General features: G+C 72.0%; 16 protein-coding genes and 1 pseudogene. 11 read left to right on the top strand and 6 right to left on the bottom strand.

What is annotated here, in order from left to right; all coding sequences use genetic code 11:
- Nucleotides 1-85: 85 nt before the first annotated feature.
- From WBG99_RS11395 to moeZ, 5 genes are all read left to right on the top strand, one after another.
- Complete coding sequence (locus WBG99_RS11395; RefSeq protein ID WP_338896217.1) at nucleotides 86-1924, top strand: DUF3492 domain-containing protein; 1839 nt, start codon at nucleotides 86-88, stop codon at nucleotides 1922-1924.
- Complete coding sequence (locus WBG99_RS11390) at nucleotides 1921-3279, top strand: hypothetical protein (protein WP_338896216.1); 1359 nt, start codon at nucleotides 1921-1923, stop codon at nucleotides 3277-3279. Before WBG99_RS11395 ends, WBG99_RS11390 begins: the two co-directional genes overlap by 4 nt.
- Nucleotides 3280-3479: 200 nt before the next feature.
- Entirely contained in the window at nucleotides 3480-4445 is a 966-nt protein-coding gene (locus tag WBG99_RS11385) for an NAD-dependent epimerase/dehydratase family protein (protein ID WP_338896215.1), read from the top strand.
- On the top strand, nucleotides 4433-5182 hold the full coding sequence (locus WBG99_RS11380; protein WP_338896214.1) for a spherulation-specific family 4 protein: 750 nt from the start codon (nucleotides 4433-4435) through the stop codon (nucleotides 5180-5182). The genes WBG99_RS11385 and WBG99_RS11380 overlap by 13 nt, the downstream gene beginning before the upstream one ends.
- A gap of 63 nt (nucleotides 5183-5245) precedes the next feature.
- Nucleotides 5246-6424 (top strand): adenylyltransferase/sulfurtransferase MoeZ, encoded by a 1179-nt coding sequence (gene moeZ, locus WBG99_RS11375; protein WP_338896213.1) that lies wholly within the window; start codon nucleotides 5246-5248, stop codon nucleotides 6422-6424.
- Nucleotides 6425-6489: 65 nt separating this feature from the next.
- Here the strand turns inward: moeZ and WBG99_RS11370 are convergent, their stop codons facing one another.
- From WBG99_RS11370 to WBG99_RS11360, 3 genes are all read right to left on the bottom strand, one after another.
- Nucleotides 6490-7998: an alpha/beta hydrolase gene (locus WBG99_RS11370; RefSeq protein WP_338896212.1), complete on the bottom strand. Its 1509-nt coding sequence runs from the start codon at nucleotides 7996-7998 to the stop codon at nucleotides 6490-6492.
- Nucleotides 7999-8115: 117 nt separating this feature from the next.
- A complete protein-coding gene (locus WBG99_RS11365; protein WP_338896211.1) occupies nucleotides 8116-9666 on the bottom strand; it encodes an alpha/beta fold hydrolase in 1551 nt (516 codons plus the stop codon).
- Between the two features lie 127 nt (nucleotides 9667-9793).
- Nucleotides 9794-12586: a lysylphosphatidylglycerol synthase domain-containing protein gene (locus WBG99_RS11360; protein ID WP_338896210.1), complete on the bottom strand. Its 2793-nt coding sequence runs from the start codon at nucleotides 12584-12586 to the stop codon at nucleotides 9794-9796.
- A gap of 185 nt (nucleotides 12587-12771) precedes the next feature.
- Here WBG99_RS11360 and WBG99_RS11355 point away from each other — a divergent pair, with 185 nt between their 5' ends.
- The 5 genes and pseudogenes from WBG99_RS11355 to nudC all read left to right on the top strand — a co-directional run bounded on the left by WBG99_RS11355 (nucleotide 12772) and on the right by nudC (nucleotide 22205).
- Nucleotides 12772-13137: an MGMT family protein gene (locus WBG99_RS11355; protein ID WP_338896209.1), complete on the top strand. Its 366-nt coding sequence runs from the start codon at nucleotides 12772-12774 to the stop codon at nucleotides 13135-13137.
- A 310-nt stretch (nucleotides 13138-13447) separates the two neighbouring features.
- A complete protein-coding gene (locus WBG99_RS11350; protein WP_338896208.1) occupies nucleotides 13448-16810 on the top strand; it encodes an ATP-dependent DNA helicase in 3363 nt (1120 codons plus the stop codon).
- A 100-nt stretch (nucleotides 16811-16910) separates the two neighbouring features.
- On the top strand, nucleotides 16911-20582 hold the full coding sequence (locus tag WBG99_RS11345; protein ID WP_338896206.1) for an ATP-dependent DNA helicase: 3672 nt from the start codon (nucleotides 16911-16913) through the stop codon (nucleotides 20580-20582).
- Nucleotides 20583-20592: 10 nt separating this feature from the next.
- Nucleotides 20593-21185, top strand: a pseudogene (locus WBG99_RS11340) (hypothetical protein).
- Nucleotides 21186-21257: 72 nt separating this feature from the next.
- Nucleotides 21258-22205, top strand: a complete 948-nt coding sequence (nudC, locus tag WBG99_RS11335) for an NAD(+) diphosphatase (RefSeq protein WP_338896205.1) — start codon at nucleotides 21258-21260, stop codon at nucleotides 22203-22205.
- A 17-nt stretch (nucleotides 22206-22222) separates the two neighbouring features.
- On the opposite strand, the gene WBG99_RS11330 is transcribed toward nudC, so the two are convergent.
- The 3 genes from WBG99_RS11330 to WBG99_RS11320 all read right to left on the bottom strand — a co-directional run bounded on the left by WBG99_RS11330 (nucleotide 22223) and on the right by WBG99_RS11320 (nucleotide 23421).
- The gene (locus WBG99_RS11330; RefSeq protein WP_338896204.1) at nucleotides 22223-22372 is read right to left on the bottom strand and encodes a hypothetical protein; all 150 of its coding nucleotides are present in this window, start codon (nucleotides 22370-22372) and stop codon (nucleotides 22223-22225) included.
- Nucleotides 22326-23066 (bottom strand): phosphotransferase, encoded by a 741-nt coding sequence (locus WBG99_RS11325; protein ID WP_338896203.1) that lies wholly within the window; start codon nucleotides 23064-23066, stop codon nucleotides 22326-22328. Before WBG99_RS11325 ends, WBG99_RS11330 begins: the two co-directional genes overlap by 47 nt.
- A gap of 97 nt (nucleotides 23067-23163) precedes the next feature.
- Nucleotides 23164-23421, bottom strand: a complete 258-nt coding sequence (locus WBG99_RS11320) for a mycoredoxin (protein ID WP_338896202.1) — start codon at nucleotides 23419-23421, stop codon at nucleotides 23164-23166.
- Between the two features lie 217 nt (nucleotides 23422-23638).
- Here WBG99_RS11320 and WBG99_RS11315 point away from each other — a divergent pair, with 217 nt between their 5' ends.
- Nucleotides 23639-25861: an ATP-dependent DNA helicase UvrD2 gene (locus tag WBG99_RS11315; protein WP_338896201.1), complete on the top strand. Its 2223-nt coding sequence runs from the start codon at nucleotides 23639-23641 to the stop codon at nucleotides 25859-25861.
- The last annotated feature ends 42 nt before the right edge of the window (nucleotides 25862-25903 follow it).

Raw genomic sequence — 25903 nt, 5'->3', positions numbered from 1 at the left:
CCACCGCCTTGTCCGCATACGTTCGTCCCGCTGCGAGCCGCCGGGTGAACGGCGGCTCCTCGAACGGGAGATCGGGGGTGCACACGTGCGCATCGGACTGCTTACGGAGGGTGGCTATCCGTATGTGAGCGGTGACGCCAGGCTCTGGTGCGACCGACTCGTGCGTGGGCTGGAGCGACACGAGTTCGACGTCTACGCGCTCAGCCGGAACGAGCGGCAGGAGGACGAGGGCTGGATCCCGCTGCCGCCACAGGTCGGCCGGGTCCGTACGGCACCGCTGTGGACGGCCGAGGGCGACGGTGTCGTGTACGGCCGCCGTGCACGACGGCGCTTCGCGGAGGTGTACGGCGAACTGGCGGCGGCGGTCTGCTCGGGGGGAGTCGGCGGGACCGCGGAAGCGCCCGGGGACGGCTCCGGTGCCGAGGCGGACCGTTTCGGCAACGCGCTGTACGGGCTCGCCGAACTGGCTCGTGACGAGGGCGGACTGGTCGGCGCGCTGCGCTCCGAGGCCGCCGTGCGCACACTGGAGCGCGCCTGTCGCGCGCCAGGCGCGCTGCGAGGGGCGCGCGAGGCGCGTGTGCCGGATCTGCTGACAGTCGCCTCCCACCTCGAACGCGCGCTGCGCCCCCTCTCGCTCGACTGGTACGAGGAGGACGGGCTCGGCTCGGTCGACCTGTGCCACGCGGCGGCGGGCGGCTCGGCCGCGCTGCCCGGTCTGCTGGCCCGCCACTTCCACGGGGTGCCGTTGCTGGTCACCGAGTACGGCGTGCCGCTGCGGGCGCACTACCTCGGGGCCTTGGGAGAAGCGCCGGTGCGCGCCCTGCTCGCGGCCTTCCACCGGCGACTGACTGGCGAGGTCTACCAGCAGGCCGCCTGCCTCACCCCCGGCAACACCCATGCCCGGCGCTGGCAGGAGCGCTGCGGCGCCGACCGCGCCAGGATCCGGACCGTCTACCCCGGCATGGAGGCATCCCGCTTCGCCGAAGTGGGCGAGTCCCCCGAGTGCGCGGACCCGCACACGCTGGTGTGGGTCGGCCGTATCGAACCCGCCAAGGACCTGATCTCCCTGCTGCGCGCCTTCGCGGAGGTCCGCCGGGCGGAGCCCAAGGCGCGTCTCAGGATCGTCGGACCAGCCGCGGGCGCCGAGGCGACCGCCTATCTGGGCCACTGCAAGGCGCTGGCCGCACAGCTCTTCCCTGACGAGGCGGCGGGCGCCCACGCGGTCGGCGACGACCCCGTCTCCTTCGAAGAGATCGGCGACCCGGCCGTCCTCGACCTGGCCGAGGCGTACGCGTCGGGGGCCGTGGTGGTGCTGTCGAGCGTCGTCGAAGGCTTCCCGATCAGCCTGGTCGAGGCCATGTTCTGCGCACGGCCGACGGTCTCCACCGACGTGGGCGCGGTCGTGGAGGTCATCGGCGGCACCGGGCTCGTCGTTCCGCCGCGCAATCCGCGGGCGCTCGCCGAGGCGTGCGTGGCGCTCCTGCGTGCACCCGAGCGCCGTGCGCGCCTCGGCGCGGCTGCCCGCGCACGCGCCCTCGAACTCTTCACCGTCGAGCAGAACGTCGCGGCGTTTCATGGTATTTACCTCGAAATCGTCTCCCATGCCCCGGTACGCAAGGTCGTCCTTGACGACACCGGCGAACCACTGCCCTTCGGAGCCCCCGCCGAGGCCCGTGTGCCCGGCCGCTGGGCCGAGTCCCGCCCGGTGGCGGACAGCCTCGGAGTGCCCGGGGTCGCCGATGTCGCCGGCCTCGGTGGAGTTGTCGCCTCCCGCCCACGCTGGGCCCACGACTTGCCTGTACGGGCGATGACGCCGGTGGAGCCGACCATGCCGGTACGGCCGACGACGCCGGTACAGGCTGCCAAGGCGCCTCCGGGTACGGCGGCCGGCGAGCCGGTACCTGCGGGGGAGGGGGCGCGATGAGCGAGGTGGAGTCGGCCGGACTCGACGGCTTGGACGGCCTGGACGGACAGGGCGAGCTGGATGGGCCGGCCGGGCTGGAGCGCTCGGGCGGGCGGAGCGAGGCAAGCGGGTCGGGTGCGTCGACGGAGTCGGATACGCCGAACGCGCCCGGTACGCCGGAAGCGCTGGGGGAGCCCGGTCGGCTGCGTGAGCCGGGTCCGCGGGAGCCGGCAGGCGACACCGGCGGTGAAACCTCGCCCGGGGCGGTCGGCGACGGCCCCGACACAGCCACCCCCGAGCCCGCCCCGCGACGCGGTGGTGTCGACCCGGTGAAAACTCTGATGCACCGGCACCGGGAGCTGTGCGAGCGGGCGGTCGACCCGTTGGAGATCGCCGCCGGGCTGGAGGCGCACGGGGTGACCGACCGTACGGCCGCCCGCTTCCGGCACCGGGACGTGTTCTCCCTCGCCGAGGAGATGTACGCGCGAGTGCCGCGTGACGGGGACGCGCCGACCGAGCGCGAGCCGGTACCGAGTGCGCCCGGCGCACGCGGCGGATGGGCCGTGCTCGCCCTGTTGCCGGGCGCCCTCTGCGCGGCGGCCGTGGCCGGAGTGCGGCTCACCGACGGCCAACCCCGCCTCATGGCCGCCGCCCTCGGCGCCCTCGCGGTGGCGGTCGGCATCCGCGTGGCCCTCGGACGGGGCCCGCTGCGCGCCCCGTCCGGCACCACGGGCCGTACCCGCGTCTGGACCTGCTGGCTGATCGCGTACGCCCTCCTCGGCGACGGCCTGCTCGCCGCCGGACTCGACGGCGGCGGCCTCCACGGCCTCTGGCCCTTCGCCACCGCACCCGTACTCGCGCTCGCCCTGTCCTGCGCCCCGGCCACCTGGTGCGCCCACCTCCTCTCCGCACGCGCCCGCCGCAAACTCGCCGTCAGCCGAGGCCTCGCGGAGTTCACCGACTCCGTGCAGCCCCTCATCCTCGGCGTGTTCGCACTCCACCTGTGTGCTCTGGCCACCCTGCTCACGGTGTGCGGCGTGGTCCTGGACGAGCCCGCCGGGTACGCCGGAGCCGGCGCGCTCGGCGCACTCCTCCTGCTCGCCCGCCTCCTCACCGTGCACGGCTTTCCCCACGCCCCGGCCGCCGCCCTGCGCACGGCCGCACTCGTCGAGGTGCTCGCGCCGGCCACGGTCTTCGCGAGCCGCCTGCCCGGCTGCTCCTTCCTCGCCGTCCCCGTCCAGACCGTCGCCGACGCCTGGGGGCCCGGCGCCGTCCCGGCCTTGGTGTGCGGCACCGCCGCACTCGTCCTGCTCATCCATGCCACCCGCACCCTGACCCGGGCCTCGGCCCACGCCCTGCCCTCCGGGGCGACCTGACCCGCCTCGGGCTTCGCGGGGCGGCGACACACCGCCCCGCGAAGCCCGAGCCCGACCGACGCGCGGGACCTCCGTCCCGGGCGTCTCCTCCCGCGGGGCCGACACCGCGGGCCCCACGTCATCACCCACGGCACCACCCCATAAGGAGAACGTCAGATGATCACCTCCCGAACCGGAGAGCCCGCCCCGGGAGCCGCCCGATGAGGGTCCTGCTGATCGGAGCCAACGGATATCTCGGCCGCTTCGTCGCCGAGCGCCTGCTCGCCGACCCGGCCGTCCAGCTCACCGCACTCGGCCGCGGCGACGACGCCGACGTACGGTTCGACCTCGCCACCGGCAGCCCCGGCGCGCTCACCCGCTTCCTGGACGCCGTCCACCCCGGAGTCGTCGTCAACTGCGCCGGAGCCACCCGTGGCGGCGCCCGCGAACTCACCCGGCACAACACCGTCGCCGTCGCCACCGTCTGCGAGGCCCTGCGGCGCAGCGGCTGCGGGGCGCGCCTGGTGCAGGTCGGCTGCGGCGCAGAGTACGGCCCCAGCCAGCCCGGCTCCTCCACCGCCGAGGACGCCGTGCCCCGCCCCGGTGGCCCGTACGGAGTGAGCAAGCTCGCCGCCACCGAACTCGTCCTCGGCTCCGGCCTGGACGCCGTGGTCCTCCGTGTCTTCTCGCCCGCCGGACCGGGCACCCCCGCCGGCTCCCCGCTCGGCCGCCTCGCCGAGGCCATGCGCCGCGCCATGCAGTCCGGCGACGGCGAACTCAAACTCGGCGGCCTCGGCGTCCAGCGCGACTTCGTCGACGTACGCGACGTCGCCCGCGCCGTCCACGCCGCCTCTCTGTCCGCTGCCCAAGGCGTGATCAACATCGGCTCGGGCCGTGCCGTGCGTCTCCGTGACACGGCGGCCGTCCTCGCCCGCGTGGCCGGCTACGGCGGCGCTCTCCATGAACTCGACGCCCCGCCGGGCCCCATCCGGCCGACCATCGGCCACCCCCGCCCCGACCCGGACCACGCCGCCCCCGTCTCCTACCCCTACCCCTACCCGGACGGCTGCGGCAGCTGGCAGCAGGCCGATGTGCGCACCGCCCGCGACCGGCTCGGCTGGCGGCCCCGGATCAACCTGGAGGAGTCCCTCGCCGACATCTGGATGGAGGCGGCATGCCGTATCTGACCCCCGCCCCGTCCGGCACCGAGAGCACCGGCTTGAGTCACGGCTTCGGCATCCCCGGCTATGCCCACCCCCTTGTCGCCCCGCTGGAATGGGGCGAACTCACCCGCCCCGGCGCCCCTCTGCACTGGGTCGTCCTCAACGTCTCCGACGGTCCCGGCACCCGCCCCGACCCGCACTGCCTGGAAGCCGTCGGACGGCTGCGGAACGCGGGCGTCCGGGTCCTCGGTCACCTGGACGTGACATACGGGGCGCGCGCCTTCGGCGAGACCGTCTCCGACGCACGCCGGTATCTCGACTGGTACCAGGCCGACGGCTTCCTCCTGGACCGCTGTCCCACCGAGCGCGGCGCGCTTCCCGAGGTCCACCGCACGGTCACCGCGCTCCGCACGCTCCTCGGCGGCGGCCACATCGTCCTCGGCCACGGCGCCCACCCGTATCCCGGATATGCCGAGACCGCCGACCAACTGGTGACCTTCTCCGGCCCCTGGAGCGGCTACCGCTGGTCGCAGGTGGCCGAATGGACCGCCGACCATCCGCCCGAGCGCTTCTGCCACTTCGTCCACGGTGTCCCGCGCGGCCACCTCGACGAGGCACTGCGCATCGCCCGTTGGCAGGGCGCCGCCACGATCTACTTCACCGACCGTATGGACCGCGGCGGGCGGATGGACCCCTGGGAGACGATGCCCGGCTACTGGGACGAAATCGTCTCGCTGGTTGGAACGGGTGTCTCGGAATGAAAAAGGGCGTGGCAGTGTTACGGGGAGAACAACTGTAGTGATTGACCGACCAACGGAGTCCCCGTGTCGCTGCCACCCCTGGTCGAGCCCGCTTCCGAGCTCACCGTAGACGAGGTCCGCAGGTACTCCCGCCACCTGATCATCCCCGACGTCGGGATGGACGGGCAGAAGCGGCTGAAGAACGCCAAGGTGCTCTGTGTGGGCGCCGGCGGCCTGGGCTCGCCGGCGCTGATGTACCTGGCCGCGGCGGGCGTCGGGACGCTCGGCATCGTGGAGTTCGACGAGGTCGACGAGTCGAACCTGCAGCGTCAGATCATCCACAGCCAGGCCGACATCGGCCGATCCAAGGCCGAGTCCGCGCGCGACTCCGTCCTCGGCATCAACCCGTACGTGAACGTGATCCTCCACGAAGAGCGGCTTGAGGCCGAGAACGTGATGGACATCTTCAGCCAGTACGACCTGATCGTCGACGGAACCGACAACTTCGCGACCCGTTACCTGGTCAACGACGCCTGTGTGCTGCTCAACAAGCCGTACGTCTGGGGCTCGATCTACCGCTTCGACGGCCAGGCCTCCGTCTTCTGGTCCGAACACGGCCCCTGCTACCGCTGCCTCTACCCGGAGCCCCCGCCGCCGGGCATGGTCCCCTCCTGCGCCGAGGGCGGCGTCCTCGGTGTGCTGTGCGCGTCCATCGGCTCCATCCAGGTCACCGAGGCCATCAAGGTCCTCACCGGCACGGGCGAGCCGCTGGTCGGTCGCCTGATGATCTACGACGCCCTGGAGATGCAGTACCGCCAGGTCAGGGTCCGCAAGGACCCGAACTGCGCGGTCTGCGGCGAGAACCCCACCGTCACCGAGCTCATCGACTACGAGGCCTTCTGCGGCGTCGTCTCCGAGGAGGCCCAGGAGGCGGCCGCCGGTTCGACCATCACTCCCAAGCAGCTCAAGGAGTGGATCGATGACGGCGAGAACATCGAGATCATCGATGTCCGGGAGATCAACGAGTACGAGATCGTCTCCATCCCGGGCGCCAGGCTGATCCCGAAGAACGAGTTCCTGATGGGCACCGCCCTGGAGGCCCTTCCGCAGGACAAGAAGATCGTCCTGCACTGCAAGACGGGTGTCCGCAGTGCGGAAGTCCTCGCCGTCCTGAAGTCGGCGGGCTTCGCCGACGCGGTCCACGTCGGCGGCGGTGTGATCGGCTGGGTCAACCAGATCGAGCCGCAGAAGCCGGTCTACTAGACACAGGCCTTCCGGGAAGGGGCTCGGCGCCACGGGTGCCGGGCCCCTTGCCGTCGCGGGGCCGGCTACGTGCAGACCTTGCCGTCCTTCGGCACCGCCCCGGCCATCAGATACGCGTTCACTGTCGAGTCGACACAGCGGCTGCCGCTGCCGTACGCCCCATGGCCCTCGCCCTTCCAGGTGAGCACCACACCGACACCCTCGCCCAGCTCCTCGGCCATCTTCTGTGCGCCTTCGTAGGGCGTCGCCGGGTCCCCGGTGTTGCCCACCACGAGAACGGGTGCCGCTCCCGGAGCGCTCACCTCCGGTGAGTCCGTCAGTCCGGGCACCGGCCAGTCGTGGCACCAGCCCGCGGTGTCCCAGCCGAGGAACTCGCCGAAGACGGGCGAGATCCTCCGGAATTCGGGCAGCAGCTTCTTCGTCTCCTGAGGTGTCGGCCGCTGCTTCTGGTCCAAGCACGATATGGCCCGTTGCGAGTGGGTCGTCGTGCCGTAGCGGCCCGAGGGGTCACGCTCGTTGTAGCCGTCGGCCAGCGCGAGCAGTTCGGTGCCGTCGCCGTCCTCCGCCGCGTCGAGCGCGCTGGTCAGGGTGGGCCAGCTCTGCTCGCTGTAGAGCGGCAGGACGATCCCGGTGATCGCCAGCGTCTGGGTGAGCTCGCGGCCGGACGTCGTCGCCAGCGGTTCGGTGTCGATCCGGTCCAGCAGGTCCACGATCTTCCGTGTGCCCTCCTCCGGGTCCTGGCCCGTGGACCTGAGGTAATTGTCCAGGGCACGCTGGAAGCCCAGCGCCTGGTTCCTCGCGTGGCCTGTCGTGTCGGCGGTCGGGTCGACCACCGCGTCCAGGACCATGCGTCCCACGTTCTTCGGGAACAGGTGGGCGTAGACGCCGCCGAGTTCGGTGCCGTACGAGATGCCGAAGTAGTGCAGCTTCTTGTCGCCGAGGACCTGGCGCATGAGGTCCATGTCGCGGGCCGTCTCGGCGGTCGAGACATGGGACAGCAGCTTGCCCGCAGCCTTCTCGCAGCCCGCGCCGAAGTCGGCCGCGTCCTCGAAGAAGGCCGTCTCCTCGCTAGGGTCGTCCGGTGTGGCGTCCACCGACTCCCTCGCCTGGATCTCCTTGTCGCTGCGGCAGCGCACTCCCTCGCTCGCGGCGACGCCACGCGGATCGAAGCTCACCAGGTCGTACCGCTCGTGCAGTTCGCCCGTGAGCCCGGCGTACGACGGCAGCATGGAGACGCCGGAGCCGCCGGGCCCGCCGAAGTTGAACAGGAGCGAGCCGAGACGTTCGCCGTCGTCGCCCGTCGCCTTGCTGCGGATCACCGCGAGCCCGATCGTCTCGCTGCCCGGGTTCGTGTAGTCCAGCGGCACAGTCAGCGTCGCGCACTGCCAGTCGCCGCCCGGTTCCGGGCCCTCCGCAGTCGCCTTGCAGCGTGCCCAGTCGAGCTTCTGGGAGGCGAGCGAAGAGGCCGAGGCCTTTCCGTCGCCCGCTCCGCCGTCCGTGCCGCCGCTACAGCCGGCGATCAGCAGCACGGCGGCGGCCAGAGCCGCTCCCGCTCCCCGTGGCAATCGCGTCATGAGCACGTCTCCCTCTCGGATACCGTCCGCCGCATGTCGCGAATGGCGGTGATGCCATGGTAGGCGGACTGCCGTGAACGCCGAGATCGCCTGTGGATAACCCTCTGACCTGCATTTTTACTGGCAGACCGTGCCGGCTTTCGGTACCTCCCCCGTCAGCAGGTAGCCGTCCACGGCCGTCTGCACACACGCGTTCCCGCTGCCGTACGCACCGTGCCCCTGCCCCTTGTAGGTCAGCTCGACACCGACTCCCGCTCCGAGCTCCTCCGCCATCCTCCGCGCGCCCTCGTACGGTGTGGCCGGGTCACCTGTGTTCCCGATCACGAGGATGGGTGCGGAGCCCGGGGCTCGCACATCCGGGTGGTCGGCCGCACCGGCGACGGCCCAGTCGGTGCAGGTGAGCAGGGACCAGGCCAGCCACTCACCGAAGACTGGAGAGGCCGCCCGGAACTCGGCCAGCTTCGCCTCCACGTCCTCGGTGGTGTAGCGCGGCTTGTCGTCCGCGCAGTTGATGGAGACGTGCGCCGCGGCGAGGTTGCTGTACTCGCCGTTCTCGCTGCGCCCGTTCATCGAGTCGGACAGCAGCATCAGCAGACGGCCGTCCCCGTCGTACGCCTGTTCCAGGCCCGCCGTCAGATACGGCCAGAAGTCCTGGGAGTACAGGGCCTGGGCGATGCCGGTCGTCGCGGCCGACTGCGTCAGGTCGCGGGGAAAGATTCCGGTGATCGGCTTGGTGTCGAGGTCGTCGAGCAGTTTGCTGATCCGGTTCTCGACGTCCTGCTCGGTGTCGCCGACCGGGCAGTCCTCCACCTTCGACACACAGTCCCGCGCGTAGTTGTCGAGCGCCAGCTGGAAGCCCTCGGCCTGTCCGAGCGTGCCCTGCTCCACTGTCTGGGTCGGGTCGACCACCGCGTCGAACACGGCCCGCCCCACGTTGTCCGGGAACAGGTGGGCGTAGACGCCGCCGAGTTCGGTGCCGTAGGAGATGCCGAAGTAGTGCAGTTTGTCGTCGCCGAGGACCTGGCGTATGAGATCCAGGTCGCGGGCCGCGTCCGTGGTGCGGACGTGCGGGAGGATCTTGCCTGAGTTCTTCTCGCAGGCGGAGTTGAACGTCTTCGTGCTGTCGAGGAGCTCTGCCCGCTCGGCCGTGTCGTCGGGAGTGCCGTCCTGCTGGAAGTACTCGTCGAGTTCCTCGTCGTCCTGGCACTCGACGCCCGAGCTGCGGCCGACGCCACGTGGGTCGAAGCTCACCAGGTCGTAACGGGTGCGCAGTTTCGCGTAGTCCGCGCCGAAGGCGGGGAGCGCCCTCACGCCCGAGCCGCCGGGGCCGCCGAAGTTGAAGACGAGCGAGCCGATGCGCTGGTCCTCGGGGCCGCTGGACCGGGCCCGGATCAGCGCGATGGGTATGGTGGCGCCTTCGGGCTCGTCCCAGTCGAGGGGAGCCTTCATGGTCGCGCACTGCCACACGTCGCCGTCCGGCAGCGGCGAGGGCGCGGTACCGCCGCCCTGGGACTCCGACGGTGCCTCGCACTTCTTCCAGCTCGGGTTCTGGGCGGTCAGCTCCTCGTCGTCGCCCTTGGCCTCGTCGCCGCAGCCCGCCGCCGACAGGGACAGCAGGACGGCGAGGGCGGTCACGGCGACGGCACGCAGGCGGGGCGGGGTGGGCATGGCCCCATCCTGGAGCCGCCCGGGTCGGCGCGCTCGGGGCGCGGGCCGTGCGGGTGAGTCAGGGACAACCGGATCCTCGCGTGGACTTGGAGTGTGCACGCCACGCGCGCGCACTCGTTTGAAGGCGCTACAGGGCTTCCTTGCGTGACAACTGGTTGAAGGCCAGCCACCCCGGCAGCACGGGCAGCCACAGGGTCAGCAGGCGGAAGAGCAGTACCGCGGGCGCGGCGACCTCCAGGGGGAGCCCCACGGCGGTCAGCCCGACCGTCAGGGTGGCCTCGACGGCGCCCACACCGCCCGGCGTGGGCGCTGCGGAACCCAGCGCGTTGCCCGCGAGGAAGACGACGGCGACGCTGGCGAGGCTGACCGAGGCGTTCTCGCTGCCGAAGGCGCGGATCGAGGCGTCCAGGCACATCACGAAACAGCCGGTGAGGAGCAGCATGCCGCCGATGCCGGTGATCAGCTTCTGCGGCCGTTGGAGTACGTCGAGCATGCGTGGTACGACACCGGCGAAGAGCGACCGCACGCGCGTGACGACGAACTTGCGCAGGAACGGGATCGAGGTCACCACCAGGACGAGCACCGCGACCGTCAACAGGCCCGCGATGACGGTGCGGGACGGCGACAGGGACGGGGTCTTCTCGGTTCCGGTCAGGTAACCGAAGGCGAGCAGCATCAGGATGTGGCAGCCCAGCCCGAACAGCTGCGACGCGCCGACACTCGCCACCGCGAGGCCGGGCCGCACCCCCGCACGCTGCAGGAAGCGTGTGTTGAGGGCCACCCCGCCCACCGCCGCCGGCGCCACGATCTTCACGAAGGACCCGGCGACCTGCGCCGCCACTGTTCGCAGGAACGGCACCCGCTCCGGCACGAAGCCCAGCAGGCTCATCGCCGCGGCCACATAGCTCAGGGCGGAGAAGAGCGCGGCCGCGGCGACCCAGCCCCACTCGGCGTTCTCGATGAGCGGCCCGAACTTGATGTGGGTGAGCTGGGTCAGCAGGAAGTACGCGCCGATCGCACCGGCGATGAGGCTGATCAGTGTGCGCGGCTTGACCCGCTCCAGCCGGGCTGGTTCGACCGGTGCCTGGGGCCTGATCAGCAGCACCTGGTGGCGGATCTGGGTAAGCAGATCCTCCTCGCGGGCCTCCTCCAGGGCCTCGACGATCGCCCTCTTCTCGGCCCGCTGCTCGGCCCGTACGGCCTTCTTGTCGGCCTTGCCGGGCTCGGCGGCCTCCTTGTGCTCCTCCGCATGGGCCTGCTTGGCCAACCGGGAGGCGTCCAGGACCGCCTCGCGCTCGCGCTCCGCACGCTCCCGGGCCAGCCTGCGCAGGGTCCCGCGCGTGGAGCGCGACAGCGCGATGGGCTGCAGCATCGGCAGGCAGCCGGCCACCGCGTCCGGCCCGAGCACGCTCACCGCCGAGGCGACCGCGCGCTCGGCGCCCACCCGCAGACCCAGCGTCGTCAGCAGCTGGGAGACATCCATGCGCAGCACGAGGTCGCCGGCCGCGATCTCCCCGACGCGCAGATCGGTGAGGATCACCATGCCGGAACGGTCCACCAGAATCGCGTCGCCCACGAGCCTGCGGTGCGCGATGCGCCGGGACTGCAGCGCCTTCACCTGGTGCCAAGTGTCGGACATCAGGTCGTCGGTGACCTCGTCGTCCGCCAGGGAGTCCAGCGTGCGACCGCCGGTGTGCTCGTACACGAGCATCACGGCGTCCGGCCCGAGTTCGGAGGTCGCGATCAGTTTGGGCGCGTTGGCGCCGGCCGCGATGGCGGCGTATGCGAGGAGGGCCTCCTGCTCCAGTGCCTGGCGCAGAGACTGCAGGCTGCGGCGTGTGGTGATGCCGCGCAGCGTCAGCCGCCGCCAGACGCGGTAGAAGAAGCCCTGTGCCTGCTGCTCCCGGTCGACGACGGTGACGTCCAGGGGCGGGCCGTCCTCCAGCGTCACGAAGTACCGGCGGCCCCGGTCGCCGCCTTCCGTCGTCTCCGGGACCTCCTCGCGCGCCGCGCTCACGGGCTTGAAGCCGACCCGCCGGAGGCCCGCAATCAGGGTCCGGCCCGTCGGGCGCACGTTCGGCGAGCCGACCGCGTACAGCGTCCCGTAGGCGACGGTCCAGCCGATCAACACCGTCAGGATGATGGAGAACGGTGTGGTGTAGCCGGTGACCAGCATCGAGAAGGCGTCCAGCAGCAGCACGATCCACAGCACGGCCCGCCAGCGCGGTCTGCGCGACATGCCGACGGCGGTCATATAGGCGATGACCGGCGCGAGATAGCCGTGCACCGGGTCGGTGAGGGCGTGGATGTCTCCCGGTGAGGGCTGGGTGAGCGCTTCCTGGATCGAGCCCGGGGCGGCCCGGGCGACCCACAGGTCGGTCGCCAGCGTCACTCCGTGCGCCAGGACCGCCGCGAGCACGCCGTCGGCGATGCGCAGCCCGTCCCGCTTGATCAGCCGTTCGATCGCGAAGGCGACCGGCACCAGCAGGATCGCGATGCTCGATCCGAGGCCCGCGAGCTTGATCAGGAGATCGGGCGCCTGCCCCGTGCCCTTGCTGATGTCCTGTTCGAGTCCGGAGGTGGTGCCGTGGGCGAACGCGGCGATCGCCAGCAGGACGATGATCCCGAGAATGCCGACCGACAGCCGCATGAGGTCGGAGGGGCGGTGTACGCGCGCGGGGAGCAGTGGTTCGTCACCCTCGACCTCCTCGGGCTGGGCGTCCTCCGGGTCGGTCTCAGCCCGCTGTTCCTCGTTCTCGTGCGCCGTGGGGGAGGCCGCTTCGGCCGGCGGCTCGGCGGTGCCGGAGTCCTTCTCCGAGACCTCTTCGGTGCCCTTGCCTTCCCCGTCGGCGGTGCCCGGGCGCGACGAGGCGTCAGAGGTGCCCGCCGCGTCATCGGGGTGCACGCTCTCCTGCTTCATCGTCTCTTCTTGGTCTCGTATCACCAGTCACCGCCCGCACGATGGTGGCATGCCCGGTGGGCACACAGGGGCATCAGGGTGCAATGCGGGGGCGCACAGTCTGCCCGAAGACCGCCCCCACGATGAGGGACGCACGCGTCGGCCACCACGTCCCATTGTCGGTGGGGTGGGGCAGGATGGGGCGGATGAGCGAGGAGAGCATTCCGGTGGACGCCCTGCCGGAGTACGCGGAGCGGGTCCTCGAGGTCACCGACCTGATCCCGCCCGGGCTGGTCATGACGTACGGAGACGTCGCCGAGTGTCTGGGGGAGGGCGGCCCGCGCCAGGTGGGCCGCGTGATGGCCCTCTACGGAGGCGCGGTCCCGTGGTGGCGGGTGGTCCGCGCCGACGGCGTCCTGCTGCCCGGCCACGAGCTGAGAGCCCTGGACCACTACCGCGCGGAGGGCACCCCGCTGCGCGAGGCGAGCCGTGCCACCGAGGGTCATGTGCCGCGCGTCGACATGAGACGGGCGCGCTGGGACGGCGGCGGACTCGCCGCAGCTCACATCTGACAGCTTCCGGCATCCGGCGGACCGCCGTGTGCCCGCTGCTCCATTCGGGGGAAGCGAGGCACGCCGGTGGCATGCCGTACGTTCGTGGGGCGAGGGACGCACGTGCCGCGCGAGCCGGCAGGGAAAAGGGGAAGCCATACTTCCGCACCACCCGTCGGCGTAGCGTCGGCTGCGGGCGTCCCTCTCACCCCGCGGCCACCGCCCTCGACGAGCGGCGAGCCTTCCACCCGTTTCCCGACCACCACCCCTCGACGACGGCGCACCGCGTCGGCAGTGACACCTCGCACACCCACCAGGACCGGCGAACCACGTGAGCTCCTCTTCCTCCACCAGGCGCCTGTCGCGCACCCACGTGCGACAGGGGAGCCATGGCGCTTACCGACTGGTGCGTACCCCACCGGCCCGAACGGACTCCCTTCGTCTGGACGCCGAGCAGCGCGGCGTGGTTGACCACCGGACCGGCCCTCTGCTCGTTCTCGCAGGCCCGGGCACCGGCAAGACGACCACGCTCGTCGAGTCCGTGGCGGCCCGCGTGGCCCGCGGCGCGAACCCCTCGCGCCTCCTGGTGCTGACGTTCAGCCGCAAGGCGGCCGCGGAGCTGCGCGACCGGATGGCCCTGCGGATGGGCGCCGCACGCGCCCCCCAGGCCACCACCTTCCACTCCTTCTGCTACGCCCTGGTCCGCTCCCACCAGGACAGCGAACTCTTCGTCGAACCACTGCGGCTGTTGTCCGGCCCCGAACAGGACGTGGCGGTCCGTGAACTGCTCGCCGGCCAGCCCGACCTGGAGCGCCTGGGCCTCGCGCATGTGCGCTGGCCGGACGAACTGCGCGCCTGCCTCACCACACGCGGGTTCGCCGACGAGGTCCGCGCGGTCCTCGCCCGCAGCCGCGAACTCGGCCTGGCCCCCGAGGACCTGCGTGCCTTCGCCGACCGTATCGGCCGCCCGGACTGGCTCGCGGCCTCCGCCTTCCTCGCCGAGTACCTCGACGTCCTCGACCTGCACGGAGTGATCGACTACGCGGAACTGGTCCACCGCGCGGTGCTCCTGGCCGGCCGCCCCGGCGTCGCGGAGCACCTGGCCGCGCAGTACGACGCGGTCTACGTCGACGAGTACCAGGACACCGACCCGGCGCAGGTACGGCTGCTGCGGGCCCTCGCCGGCGGCGGTCGCACCCTGGTCGCCTTCGGCGACCCCGACCAGTCGATCTACACCTTCCGGGGCGCCGACGTGAACGGCATCCTGGAATTCCCGGCCGCCTTTCCGCGCGCGGACGGCCGCCGGGCCCCGGTCGCGGTCCTCAGAACCTCCCGACGCTCGGGAGCGGCCCTGCTCGCCGCCACCCGCCTGGTCACCCAACGCATGCCGCTCACCCGCCTCCCGGCGGCGAAGGTACGGGCCCACCGCGAGCTCCGGCCCGCCCGGGACGGCGGTCGCGTCGAGGTCTACACGTACCCGACGCCGGGCACCGAGCTGGACAACATCGCGGACGTCCTGCGCCGGGCCCATCTGGAGGACGGCGTCCCCTGGAGCGAGATGGCCGTCCTGGTGCGCGCCGGCGCCCGCACGATCCCCTCGATCCGGCGCGCCCTCACCGCCGCCGGCGTCCCTCTGGAGATCGACGGCGACGACCTGCCCCTGCGCCACGAACCGGCCGTACAGCCGCTGCTGACGGCGCTGCGGGCGGTGGCGCGGGCGGAGCTGGGGGAAGTGACGCCGGCGGCCTCGGAGAAGCCCGCGAGCCCCGCGGAGGCCGAGGAGTCCGGAGAGCCAACCGACGCACCCGAACCGCAGCCCTCCTGGCTCGACACCGAAACGGCGCTCACCCTCCTGGCCTCCCCCCTCGCCGGGATGGACACCGCCGACCTGCGGCGTCTCGGCCGTGCCTTGCGCGAGGAGGAGCGGGCCGGCGGCAACCCCGTACCACCGCCATCGGACGAACTGCTGGCACGCGCGCTGGCGGAGCCGGAGCGGCTGGTGGCGCATGACCCGGTGTACGCGCGGGGCGCGCAACGCCTCGGCGCGCTGCTGCGGAAGGCCCGTGAACGCCTCGCGGGCGGCGGCACGGCCGAAGAGGCGCTGTGGGAGCTGTGGGACGGCACACCCTGGCCCAGGCGACTGGAGCGGGCCGCCCGGCGCGGCGGGGCGGCCGGACGCAACGCGGACCGCGACCTCGACGCCGTGTGCGCGCTGTTCGCCACGGCGGCCCGCGCGGAGGAGCGCACCGGCGGCCTCGGTGCCCTCAACTTCCTCGCGGAGATCGAGGCCGAGGACATCGCCGCGGACACACTCACCGGCCGGGCGCTCCGCCCCGACGCCGTACGCCTGATGACCGCCCACCGCTCCAAGGGCCTCCAGTGGCGCCTGGTCGTCGTCGCCGGCGTCCAGGAGGGCCTGTGGCCGGACCTGCGCCGCCGCGGCTCGCTCCTGGAGGCCGACCGCATCGGGCGCGACGGTCTCGCCGAACCGCTCACCCCGGGCGCGCTCCTGGCGGAGGAACGCCGTCTGTTCTACGTCGCCGCCACGCGCGCGTGCGAACGCCTCGTCGTCACCGCGGTCCAGGCCCCCGCCGACGACGGCGACCAGCCCTCCCGCTTCCTCGCCGAACTGGGCGTCGAGCCCAGGGACGTCACCGGCCGCCCCCGACGCCCGCTGTCCGTGGCGGCCCTCGTCGCCGAACTGCGTGCCACGACGGTGGACCCCCGGGTGTCGGAAACCCTCCGCGAGGCCGCCGCCCTGCGCCTGGCCAGGCTGGCCGCGCTGAGCGACGAGGACGGCCGGCCACTCGTGCCGTCGGCCCACCCGTACCGCTGGTGGGGCATGTTCGAGCCCACCGAGAGCAGAGTGCCGCTCCGGAACCGCGACCAGCCCGTCGTGCTGTCTGGCAGTGCTCTCGACCAGCTCGCGAACACCTGCGCCCTGCAGTGGTTCCTGGGCCGTGAGGTGAAGGCCGACGCGCCCGCGACCGCCGCCCAGGGCTTCGGGAACGTGGTCCACGTCCTCGCCGACGAGGTCGCCTCCGGACGCACCCCGGCCGACCTCGACGTCCTCATGGAACGCCTCGACTCCGTGTGGAACGCGCTCGCCTTCGACGCGCCCTGGAAGTCCGAGCAGGAGAAGCAGCACGCGCGCGTGGCGCTCGAACGCTTCCTGAAGTGGCACGTCATGGACCGCACGGGGCGTGCGGTCGTGGCCAGCGAGCACGACTTCGACGTCACCCTCGAAGCGGGCGACTACGAGGTGCGCATCCGGGGCTCCATGGACCGCGTCGAGACGGACGCCGACGGCCGCGCGTACGTCGTCGACTTCAAGACCGGCAAGCAGGCCGTGAGTTCCGCCGAGGTGACCCGCCACCCCCAGCTGGCCGTGTACCAGCTGGCGGTCCGTGAGGGCGCCGTCGACGAGCCCTTCGAAGGCACACGCCCCGAGCCGGGCGGCGCCGAACTCGTTCAACTGCGGCAGGGCGCCGCCAAGAAGAACGGCGGCGAGAACCTGCCGAAGGTGCAGGCCCAGGAACCGCTGGAGGGGGAGTGGGTCGGAGACCTCCTCGCCACCGCGGCGGGCAAAGTCCTGGACGAACGGTTCTCCCCGACCACGGGACAACACTGCGCACACTGCGCGTTCCGGGCGTCCTGCAGCGCCCGCCCGGAGGGCCGTCACGTGGTGGAATGACATGAGTGACGTACCCCACCACAAGAGCTGACCAGCACTTCTCCTCACCCGGAGGGCGATCCGGCATCCGTTGTCGGTGGCCGCCGCTAGCCTCTCTGGGGTGTCCGCCCGTATCAGTGATCCCGAACAGCTCAAGGAGCTCCTCGGCATCCCGTTCACCCCGGAGCAGACGGCCTGCATCGTCGCGCCGCCTGCCCCGCAGGTGATCGTTGCCGGAGCCGGCTCCGGCAAGACCACGGTGATGGCCGCCCGTGTGGTGTGGCTGGTCGGCACCGGGCAGGTCGCCCCCGAGCAGGTGCTCGGCCTGACGTTCACCAACAAGGCGGCGGGCGAACTCGCCGAGCGCGTACGCAAGGCCCTGGTCAAGGCGGGCATCACCGACCCGGACGTGATCGACCCGGACAACCCGCCGGGCGAGCCGGTCATCTCCACGTACCACGCCTTCGCCGGCCGCCTCCTCACGGACCACGGCCTGCGCATCGGTCTGGAACCCACCTCCCGGCTCCTCGCCGACGCCACCCGCTACCAACTCGCCGCGCGTGTGCTCCGCGAGTCCCCCGGCCCGTACCCGTCGCTCACCCGCTCGTTCCCCGACCTGGTCAGCGACCTGCTCACCCTCGACTCCGAACTCGCCGAGCACCTCGTACGGCCCGAGGACCTGCGGGCGTACGACGCCGACCTGCTGCGCGACCTGGAAGCCGTGAAGCTCACCAACGCGGACCTCCGCAAGGTCCCCGAGGCGGCTGCCGCACGACGTGAACTCGCCGAGCTGGTGGGCCGCTACCGGGCGGCCAAGCGTGAGCGGGACCTCCTCGACTTCGGCGACCAGATCGCCCTGTCCGCCGGCCTCGCCGGGCTCCCCGAGGTGGGCCGCATCCTGCGGGACGAGTTCCGGGTGGTCCTGCTCGACGAGTACCAGGACACCTCGGTGGCCCAACGTGTCCTTCTGGCGGGCCTGTTCGGGGGCGGCACCGGCCACCCCGTGACGGCGGTCGGCGACCCCTGCCAGGCCATCTACGGCTGGCGTGGCGCCTCTGTCGCCAACCTAGACGACTTCCCCGAGCACTTCGCCCACCCCGACGGCCGCCCCGCGACCCGTCAGGCGCTCAGTGAGAACCGCCGCAGCGGCGGCCGGCTCCTCGACCTCGCCAACGGCCTCGCGGAACCCCTGCGAGCCATGCACGCGGGCGTGGAGGCACTCAGGCCCGCGCCCGGCGCCGAACGCGACGGCATGGTCCGCTGCGCCCTGCTGCCCACGCACGCCGAGGAACTCGACTGGATCGCCGACTCGATCGCCCACCTCGTGCGCACCGGCAAGGAGCCCGGCGAGATCGCGGTCCTCTGTCGCACGGCCACCGACTTCGCCGAGATCCAGGGCGCGCTCGTCGCCCGCGACATCCCGGTCGAGGTCGTCGGCCTCTCCGGGCTGCTCCACCTCCCCGAGGTCGCCGACCTCGTCGCCGTCTGCGAGGTCCTCCAGGACCCCGGAGCCAACGCCTCCCTCGTCCGTCTCCTCACGGGCCCCCGCTGGCGGATCGGCCCGCGCGACCTCGCCCTCCTGGGGCGCCGGGCCAGGCTGCTCGTGTCCCACGCGCGCCTGGACGGCGACGACGACCCGGACCGGCGGCTCGCCGCCGCCGTCGAGGGCGTCGACCCGGCCGAGGTGATCTCGCTGGCGGATGCCCTGGACACGTTTCTGGAGCTGCCGCTCGAAGCCGAGAGGGAGGACGACGGACTGCCGTTCTCGCCGGACGCGCGCGTCCGGTTCGCCCGGCTCGCCGCCGAACTGCGCGACCTGCGCCGCTCGCTCGCCGACCCGCTGATGGACGTCCTCCACCGGGTGCTCGCCGTCACCGGCCTGGAGGTGGAACTCTCCGCGTCCCCGCACGCCCTCGCCGCCCGCCGTCGCGAAACCCTGTCCAACTTCCTCGACATCGCGGCCTCCTTCGCCGCCAACAGCGCCGGCGAGGCCACCCTGCTAGCCTTCCTCGGCTTCCTGCGCACGGCGGCCCAGTACGAGAAGGGCCTCGACAACGCACTGCCGGGCGGCGAGAACACCGTCAAGGTGCTCACCGCCCACAAGGCCAAGGGCCTGGAGTGGGACGTCGTCGCCGTCCCAGGCCTTGTCACCGGTACCTTCCCCAGCACCCGGGGCCGTGAGAAGTGGACCGCCCAGGGCAAGGTCCTGCCGCACGAACTGCGCGGCGACGCAGACACCCTCCCCGACGTCGACGCCTGGGACTCGCGCGGTCTGAAAGCCTTCCAGGAGGCCATGAAGGTCCACCAGCACACCGAGGAACTCCGCCTCGGCTACGTCACCTTCACCCGCCCCCGTTCCCTGCTCCTCGGCTCCGGCCACTGGTGGGGCGCCTCCCAGAAGCACCCACGCGGCCCCTCCGACTTCCTCAAGGCCCTCCACGACCACTGCGCCGCCGGGTACGGCGAGATCGAGGTCTGGGCCGACGAACCCGAGGAGGACGCCGAGAACCCCGCCCTGCACGAGACGGCGGCCGACCGCGCCTGGCCCCTCCCGCTCGACGACACGGCCCTGGCACGCCGCCGCGCGGCTGCCGCGACCGTCCTGGCCCACCTGGAGAGGGCCGCCTCCCACGAGGACACGCACCCGAGCGCCCCCCACGACCCCGCCGCCCACGACCTCGCCCTCCACGACCCCGCCGCTCACGCCTACGAGGACCCGGACTGGCCACCTCCGCCGGACGACGAAGAAGCCCACGACGGGGACGATGGCTTCCCGCCCCCGGACGACGTCCCCGACGGGGAGGACGGCTTCCCGACGGGCGGCTCCGGGGACGCGCTCGACGACTTCCCCGAGGAGGGCCCCGCCGACTGGGACTCCTGGTCGGCGGACCGCCCCCCACACTCCGCACCGGTCACCCACGCGCGCGTGGGTGACACCGGGCAGGGCGAGCGCCTGCCTGCCGTGCCGCACGCCCGCAGGTACCCCGTCGCATCCGGCCTCACCCCCGAGGAGACCCGCACCATCGCCTCCTGGGACCGCGACCTGGACGCCCTCACCGGCGAGCTCCTGCGGGCCCGCGCGAAGGTCACCGACGTACCCCTGCCGGCGACGCTGACCGCCTCGCAACTGCTGCGCCTGGCCGCCGACCCGGACGGCTTCGCACGGGAACTCGCCCGCCCCATGCCACGCCCCCCACAGCCGGCCGCACGTCGCGGCACCCGCTTCCACGCCTGGGTCGAGGCCCGATTCGAAGAGCTCCGGCTGCCCATGCTGGAGCCCGAGGAACTGCCCGGCAGCGACGCCGAGATCGCCGACGAGCGGGACCTCGAGGCCCTCAAGGACGCCTTCGAACGCACCCCGTACGCGCGCCGCACGCCGTACCGCGTCGAGGCACCCTTCCAGCTCGGCATCGCCGGACGCGTCGTACGCGGCCGCATCGACGCGATCTACCGGGAGAGCGACGGCGACGGAGCGACGACGTACGAGATCGTCGACTGGAAGACCAGCCGCAGCCGGACCGCCGACCCGCTCCAGCTCGCGCTCTACCGGCTCGCCTGGGCCGAACAGCAGGGCGTGCCCCTGCGGTCCGTCGGGGCCGCCTTCCTGTACGTCCGTACCGGGGACGTCGTACGGCCCGAGAACCTGCCGGGCCGGGAGGCGCTGGAACGGCTGCTCCTTCAGGAGCCCGGAGCCGAGGGGCCGGCCGCCGCCGATGGGCCGGACGCGACGGCGGACGAGCCGGGGGCGTTCACCGACGAACCGCCGGACGAGCATGCCCGTGCAGGCCGCTAGGCTCGTGAACATGAGCCAGCCCGTTGACAGCGCCGTCAGCGTCGTCCGTACGTACATCGAGAACCATCCGCCGCCTCCCTCGACGACCTCGTGGAATGGCTGCGTATCCCGTCGGTGTCGGCTCAGCCCGAGCACGCGACGGCCGTACGACGCAGCGCCCACTGGCTGGCCGCCCAGCTCAAGGAGACCGGCTTTTCCACCGCCGAGGTCCGGGAGGTGCCGGGTGCCCCCGCTGTCTTCGCGGAGCGGCCCTCGGAGGACCCCGACGCACCCACGGCCCTACGGGCACCACGACGTGCAGCCCGCGTCCACCCGCCCCTGCCTGACGCCCCTGGACCACCCGGCTCCGCAGGCGGTGGTGCGGGCCATGGGCCGCGCCTTCGAGCAGCCGGTCCGCTACCCAAGCGAGGGCGGCTCCGGGCCCACTGCCGACCCCCCGGAAGTTCCCTCGACGCGCCCGTGCTTTTCCTGGGCGTCTCCGTCCCCTCCGACGGCTGGCACGCTCCCATCGAGCAGGTCGAACTCGACCTGCTCCTCAAGGGTGTCGGGACCAGCGTCTGTCTCTGGGGCGAGCTGGCCAGAAACTCCCGCGAGGCACACTGAAGGAGCCCCCGCGCACCGCCCGCCGCACCGCCCGCCCGATCAACCGTTCCACCGGGGGAGTTGGAAGCACCCGTGACCATTTGGACCGACCACACCGCCGACCGCCCTATCGCACTCACCGCCGCGAGCGGCATCGACCGGGCCGCCCACCACCGGCTCGACGAGGCCTGGCTCGCCGCGGCGTGGAGTCACCCCACGACCCGCTGCTTCGTGGTCTCCGGCGGCCAGGTCCTCATCGACGAGACCCCGGACGGCAGCACCGAACTCGTCATGGTCCCCTCCTTCGAGGCCCCGCTCACCGAGGCGCACCGCTACTTCCTGGGCGCCGACGCCGACGGTGTGAGCTACTTCGCACTCCAGAAGGACGCGCTTCCCGGCCGCATGGACCAGTCCGCCCGCCCGGCCGGACTCCGCGAGGCGGGCATGCTGCTGTCGCCGCGCGACACCGGCCTCATGGCGCACGCGGTCGGCCTGGAGAACTGGCAGCGCACCCACCGCTTCTGCTCCCGCTGCGGCGAGCGCACGGTCATCGCGGCAGCCGGCCACATCCGCCGCTGCCCCGCCTGCGGCGCCGAGCACTACCCGCGCACCGACCCGGCGGTGATCATGGCCGTGACGGACGACGAGGATCGCATCCTGCTCGGCCGTCAGGTCCACTGGCCCGAGGGCCGCTTCTCCACGCTGGCGGGCTTCGTGGAGCCCGGCGAATCCATAGAGCAGTCCGTGCGGCGCGAGGTCCACGAGGAGGTCGGCATCACCGTCGGCCAGGTCGAGTACATCGCCAGCCAGCCCTGGCCCTTCCCCTCCAGCCTCATGCTGGGCTTCATGGCGCGCGCCACCTCGACCGTCGTGGACGTCGACGGCGACGAGATCCACGAGGCCCGCTGGTTCTCCCGCGAAGAGCTGCGGGCCGCGTTCGAGTCCGGGGAGGTCATGCCTCCCTACGGCATCTCGATCGCGGCCCGACTGATCGAACTCTGGTACGGCAAGCCCCTGCCGACGCGAGGTCACACCGGCTAGCACCCGTACGTCACGCGCTACGCGCCGATCTTCTGCCTGAACGCCCGCTGGGTCTGGATCACCCACGCCCCCGGGGTCCGGTGACCCTGGTACTCCGCGAGTGGATCGGCAGACAGCAGTTCACCGCCGATGAACGCCCCGTGGGGTGTGTAGCGCATGCGGTACACGTCGCAGTCGTCGAAGAGCCAGAAGCCGTGATCGGGCAGGCCGGTCACTTCCTACGCCGGGCAATTCGGCGCGCTCTCCCGTCGAGAGACCGTAGCTGTCGGCGAGGATCCGCAGCCGTGCAGGCACATCCAGTCCGGCGGGATACAGGGCAGCCGCGGATACCGGATCAAGCGTGGGAACCCAGTAGCGGGCGGCCATGGCCACGTCCCAGAGAGGACGGCCCGGAGCTGCCAGGTCGAAATCAATCAAGGCGGCGGCACGACCGTTGCGGAAGACGACGTTGTCCGGGCACACGTCGTTGTGGCACACCATCGTTCCTCCCTCCGGGTCGGCAAGGTTCTGGGGCCACTCGACGTGTGTGTCGAACGCGATGGTCGCGCTGGCCTCATGCAGGCGGCGCAGCAGGATCCCCACCGATTCGAGGGCGGTTGTCGTCAGCACCCAGGGCGGGAACGGTGGCAGAGCCACGTCGCCAGGAATGAAGGTCAACTGCTCAAGGCCGTCTGCGGTGAGGCCCACGGGAGTCGGAGCCGCGTCGAAGCCGTGTTCCTTCAGCGCGAGGAGGTGGGCATGGAGGACGGGTGCGTTGTGCGGTGCCGGGCGTTCCACCAGGGCCCCCCGGCGGAAGACCGCCCCCGCGTTCACCATGCCTCCGACCAGCGCCTCGCCGTCCGCCTCCTCCTCGGCCGTCATGTCGATCACGTTACCGCCAAGTCGCCTTGTACATGCTGGGCATACAAAACCCCCGATCCGGCGCCAGGCCGGTCGGGGGTCGTGTGCGTCATGTGAGTCAGACGCCGAGCGCCTGCTTCACCTGGGCAAGGCTCGGGTTCGTCATCACGACCTCAGCGCCACCACTGGAGGGAACTACCTGAACAGTGGGCACCGTCTGGTTCCCGCCGTTCGCCTTCTCCACGAACGCCGCGGACTCCGGGTCCTGCTCGATGTTGATCTCGTTGTACGTGATGCCCTCACGGTCCATCTGGCTCTTCAGCCGTCGGCAGTAGCCGCACCACGTGGTGCTGTACATCGTCACAGTGCCCGCCATTTTCCCGGCGCTCCTTCACGGTCTGAGGGGTGCGTGGTCGCAGTGAGGGGAACGTACGCGACGGGCTCGCCATTCCCGTACGCGGGTGGTGTCCACCACCGCTGCCGGGCGCCCGCCGCACGGACATACAGTGGCGCCTGCCGCATTAGTACGACTGCGAGTACCTGCCTGTGGACAACGTGCTCAGCCGTCTCAGGCGACCTGGCAGCATGGCCATGTGACAGCAGCAACGCACTCCACCCTCTTCCCGCAGGTCCCCGACTCGGCCGACGCGGTGCTCGAAGGGCTCGACCCCGAGCAGCGCGCGGTGGCGACCGTCCTGCACGGTCCGGTGTGCGTCCTGGCGGGCGCCGGCACGGGCAAGACCCGGGCGATCACCCACCGCATCGCCTACGGGGTGCGCGCCGGAATCCTCCAGCCCGCCAGCGTGCTGGCCGTCACCTTCACCAACCGGGCAGCCGGCGAGATGCGAGGCCGCCTTCGTCAGCTCGGCGCCGCCGGAGTCCAGGCCCGGACCTTCCACTCGGCCGCCCTGCGCCAGCTCCAGTACTTCTGGCCGAAGGCCGTCGGCGGCGGCATGCCGCGCCTCGTCGACCGCAAGATCCAACTCGTCGCCGACGCGGCCACCGCCTGCCGCATCCGTCTCGATCGCAGCGAACTGCGGGACGCCGCCGCCGAGATCGAATGGTCGAAGGTCACCCGGACCGTCCCCACCGACTACGCCGCAGCAGCCGCCAAGCACGGTCGCGAGGCGCCCCGCGACCCGGCGGAGATCGCCCGGATCTACGCGACGTACGAGGACCTCAAACGCGAGCGCGCTGTCATGGACTTCGAGGATGTCCTCCTGCTCACCGTCGGCATCCTCCAGGACCGCCACGACATCGCCGAGCAGGTCCGCTCCCAGTACCAGCACTTCGTGGTCGACGAGTACCAGGACGTCAGCCCCCTCCAGCAGCGCCTTCTGGAGTTGTGGCTCGGCGACCGGGACGACCTGTGCGTCGTGGGCGACGCCAGCCAGACGATCTACTCGTTCACCGGCGCAACTCCCGACCATCTGCTCGACTTCCGCCAGCGCCACCCCGGTGCCACGGTCGTGAAGCTCGTCCGCGACTACCGCTCCACCCCGCAGGTCGTCCACCTCGCCAACGACCTGCTCTCCCAGGCCCGTGGCCGCGCCGCCGACCACCGACTCGAACTGATCTCCCAGCGCCCACCGGGCCCCGAGCCCCGCTACACCGAGTACACGGACGAGCCCGCCGAGGCCGAGGGTGCAGCCCGCCGCATCCGTGATCTCATCGCCTCCGGAGTCCCCGCGAGCGAGATCGCCATCCTGTTCCGCACGAACTCGCAGTCCGAGACCTACGAGCAGGCCCTCGCGGACGTGGGGGTGCCCTACCGACTGCGCGGCGCAGAACGGTTCTTCGACCGACCCGAGGTGCGCAAGGCGGGCGCCTCACTGCGGGCCGCCGCCCGTTTCGGCGGCAACGACACCCTCCTCGAGGACGCCGTCGACCTTCCCTCACAGGTGCGGGCCGTGCTGTCCGGCGAGGGCTGGACCGGCGAACCCCCGGCGGGGTCCGGCGCGGTGAGGGAGCGCTGGGAGTCACTGGCGGCCCTGGTGAACCTCGCCCGGGACTTCGCCGCGGCCAAGCCCGACGCCACCCTCGGCGACCTGGTGGCGGAACTGGACGAAAGGGCGAGCGCCCAGCACGCCCCGACCGTCCAGGGCGTCACCCTCGCCTCGCTGCACTCCGCGAAGGGCCTGGAGTGGGACGTCGTCTTCCTGGTCGGCGTCGCCGAGGGCATGATGCCGATCACCTACGCGAGAACGGACGAGCAGATCGAGGAGGAGAGACGACTCCTCTACGTGGGCGTCACCCGCGCCCGGGAGCAGCTCTCCGTCTCCTGGGCTCTGTCCCGATCGCCGGGCAACCGCCCCAACCGCCACCCCAGCCGCTTCCTCAACGGCCTGCGCCCAGGATCCACCGCCATGGCGGGCCGGACCGGCGCGGGCGGCTCCGGAGGCGTGGAACCGGGCTCGGTAGGTGGCCGGCTCGGCGACTTCGCGAACGGTGGCACCGAGGCGGCCCTGCGCCGCGCCAGCCGGGCCCCGGCCCGCTGCCGCGTCTGCGGGCGCACTCTGCGGGACGCCGGTGAGATGAAGTTGATGCGCTGCGAGGACTGCCCCTCCGACATGGACGAGGGTCTCTACGAGCGGCTGCGGGAGTGGCGGGCCGTCCAGGCGCAGCGCAGCGGGCAGCCGGACTTCTGTGTCTTCACCGACCGGACGCTGATGGCGATCGCGGAAGCGGGGCCAATCACTCCGGTTGAACTCGGTCGCATCCCCGGCGTCCGCGCCCGTAAGCTCCAGCGGTACGGCGCCGATGTTCTCGACATCTGCGCAGGTCGGGAGCCTGGGGGTGCGGACGGGAACGGCTGAAACGAACTCGTCGAAAAAATAGTTTGCGCATGCCCCAGCAAT

This window comes from Streptomyces sp. TG1A-60 (assembly GCF_037201975.1).
In the GTDB taxonomy this organism is placed as follows: domain Bacteria; phylum Actinomycetota; class Actinomycetes; order Streptomycetales; family Streptomycetaceae; genus Streptomyces.
The sequence above is the reverse complement of the archived record's forward strand: the minus strand, read 5'-3'. Positions and strand labels throughout refer to the sequence as shown.

Coding starts and splice junctions, on each gene's coding strand:
- WBG99_RS11390 (WP_338896216.1), top strand. CDS start 1,921: ATGAGCGAGGTGGAGTCGGCCGGACTCGACGGCTTGGACGGCCTGGAC.
- WBG99_RS11385 (WP_338896215.1), top strand. CDS start 3,480: ATGAGGGTCCTGCTGATCGGAGCCAACGGATATCTCGGCCGCTTCGTC.
- WBG99_RS11380 (WP_338896214.1), top strand. CDS start 4,433: ATGCCGTATCTGACCCCCGCCCCGTCCGGCACCGAGAGCACCGGCTTG.
- WBG99_RS11370 (WP_338896212.1), bottom strand. CDS start 7,998: ATGACGCGATTGCCACGGGGAGCGGGAGCGGCTCTGGCCGCCGCCGTG.
- WBG99_RS11365 (WP_338896211.1), bottom strand. CDS start 9,666: ATGCCCACCCCGCCCCGCCTGCGTGCCGTCGCCGTGACCGCCCTCGCC.
- WBG99_RS11360 (WP_338896210.1), bottom strand. CDS start 12,586: ATGAAGCAGGAGAGCGTGCACCCCGATGACGCGGCGGGCACCTCTGAC.
- WBG99_RS11355 (WP_338896209.1), top strand. CDS start 12,772: ATGAGCGAGGAGAGCATTCCGGTGGACGCCCTGCCGGAGTACGCGGAG.
- WBG99_RS11325 (WP_338896203.1), bottom strand. CDS start 23,066: ATGACGGCCGAGGAGGAGGCGGACGGCGAGGCGCTGGTCGGAGGCATG.
- WBG99_RS11320 (WP_338896202.1), bottom strand. CDS start 23,421: ATGGCGGGCACTGTGACGATGTACAGCACCACGTGGTGCGGCTACTGC.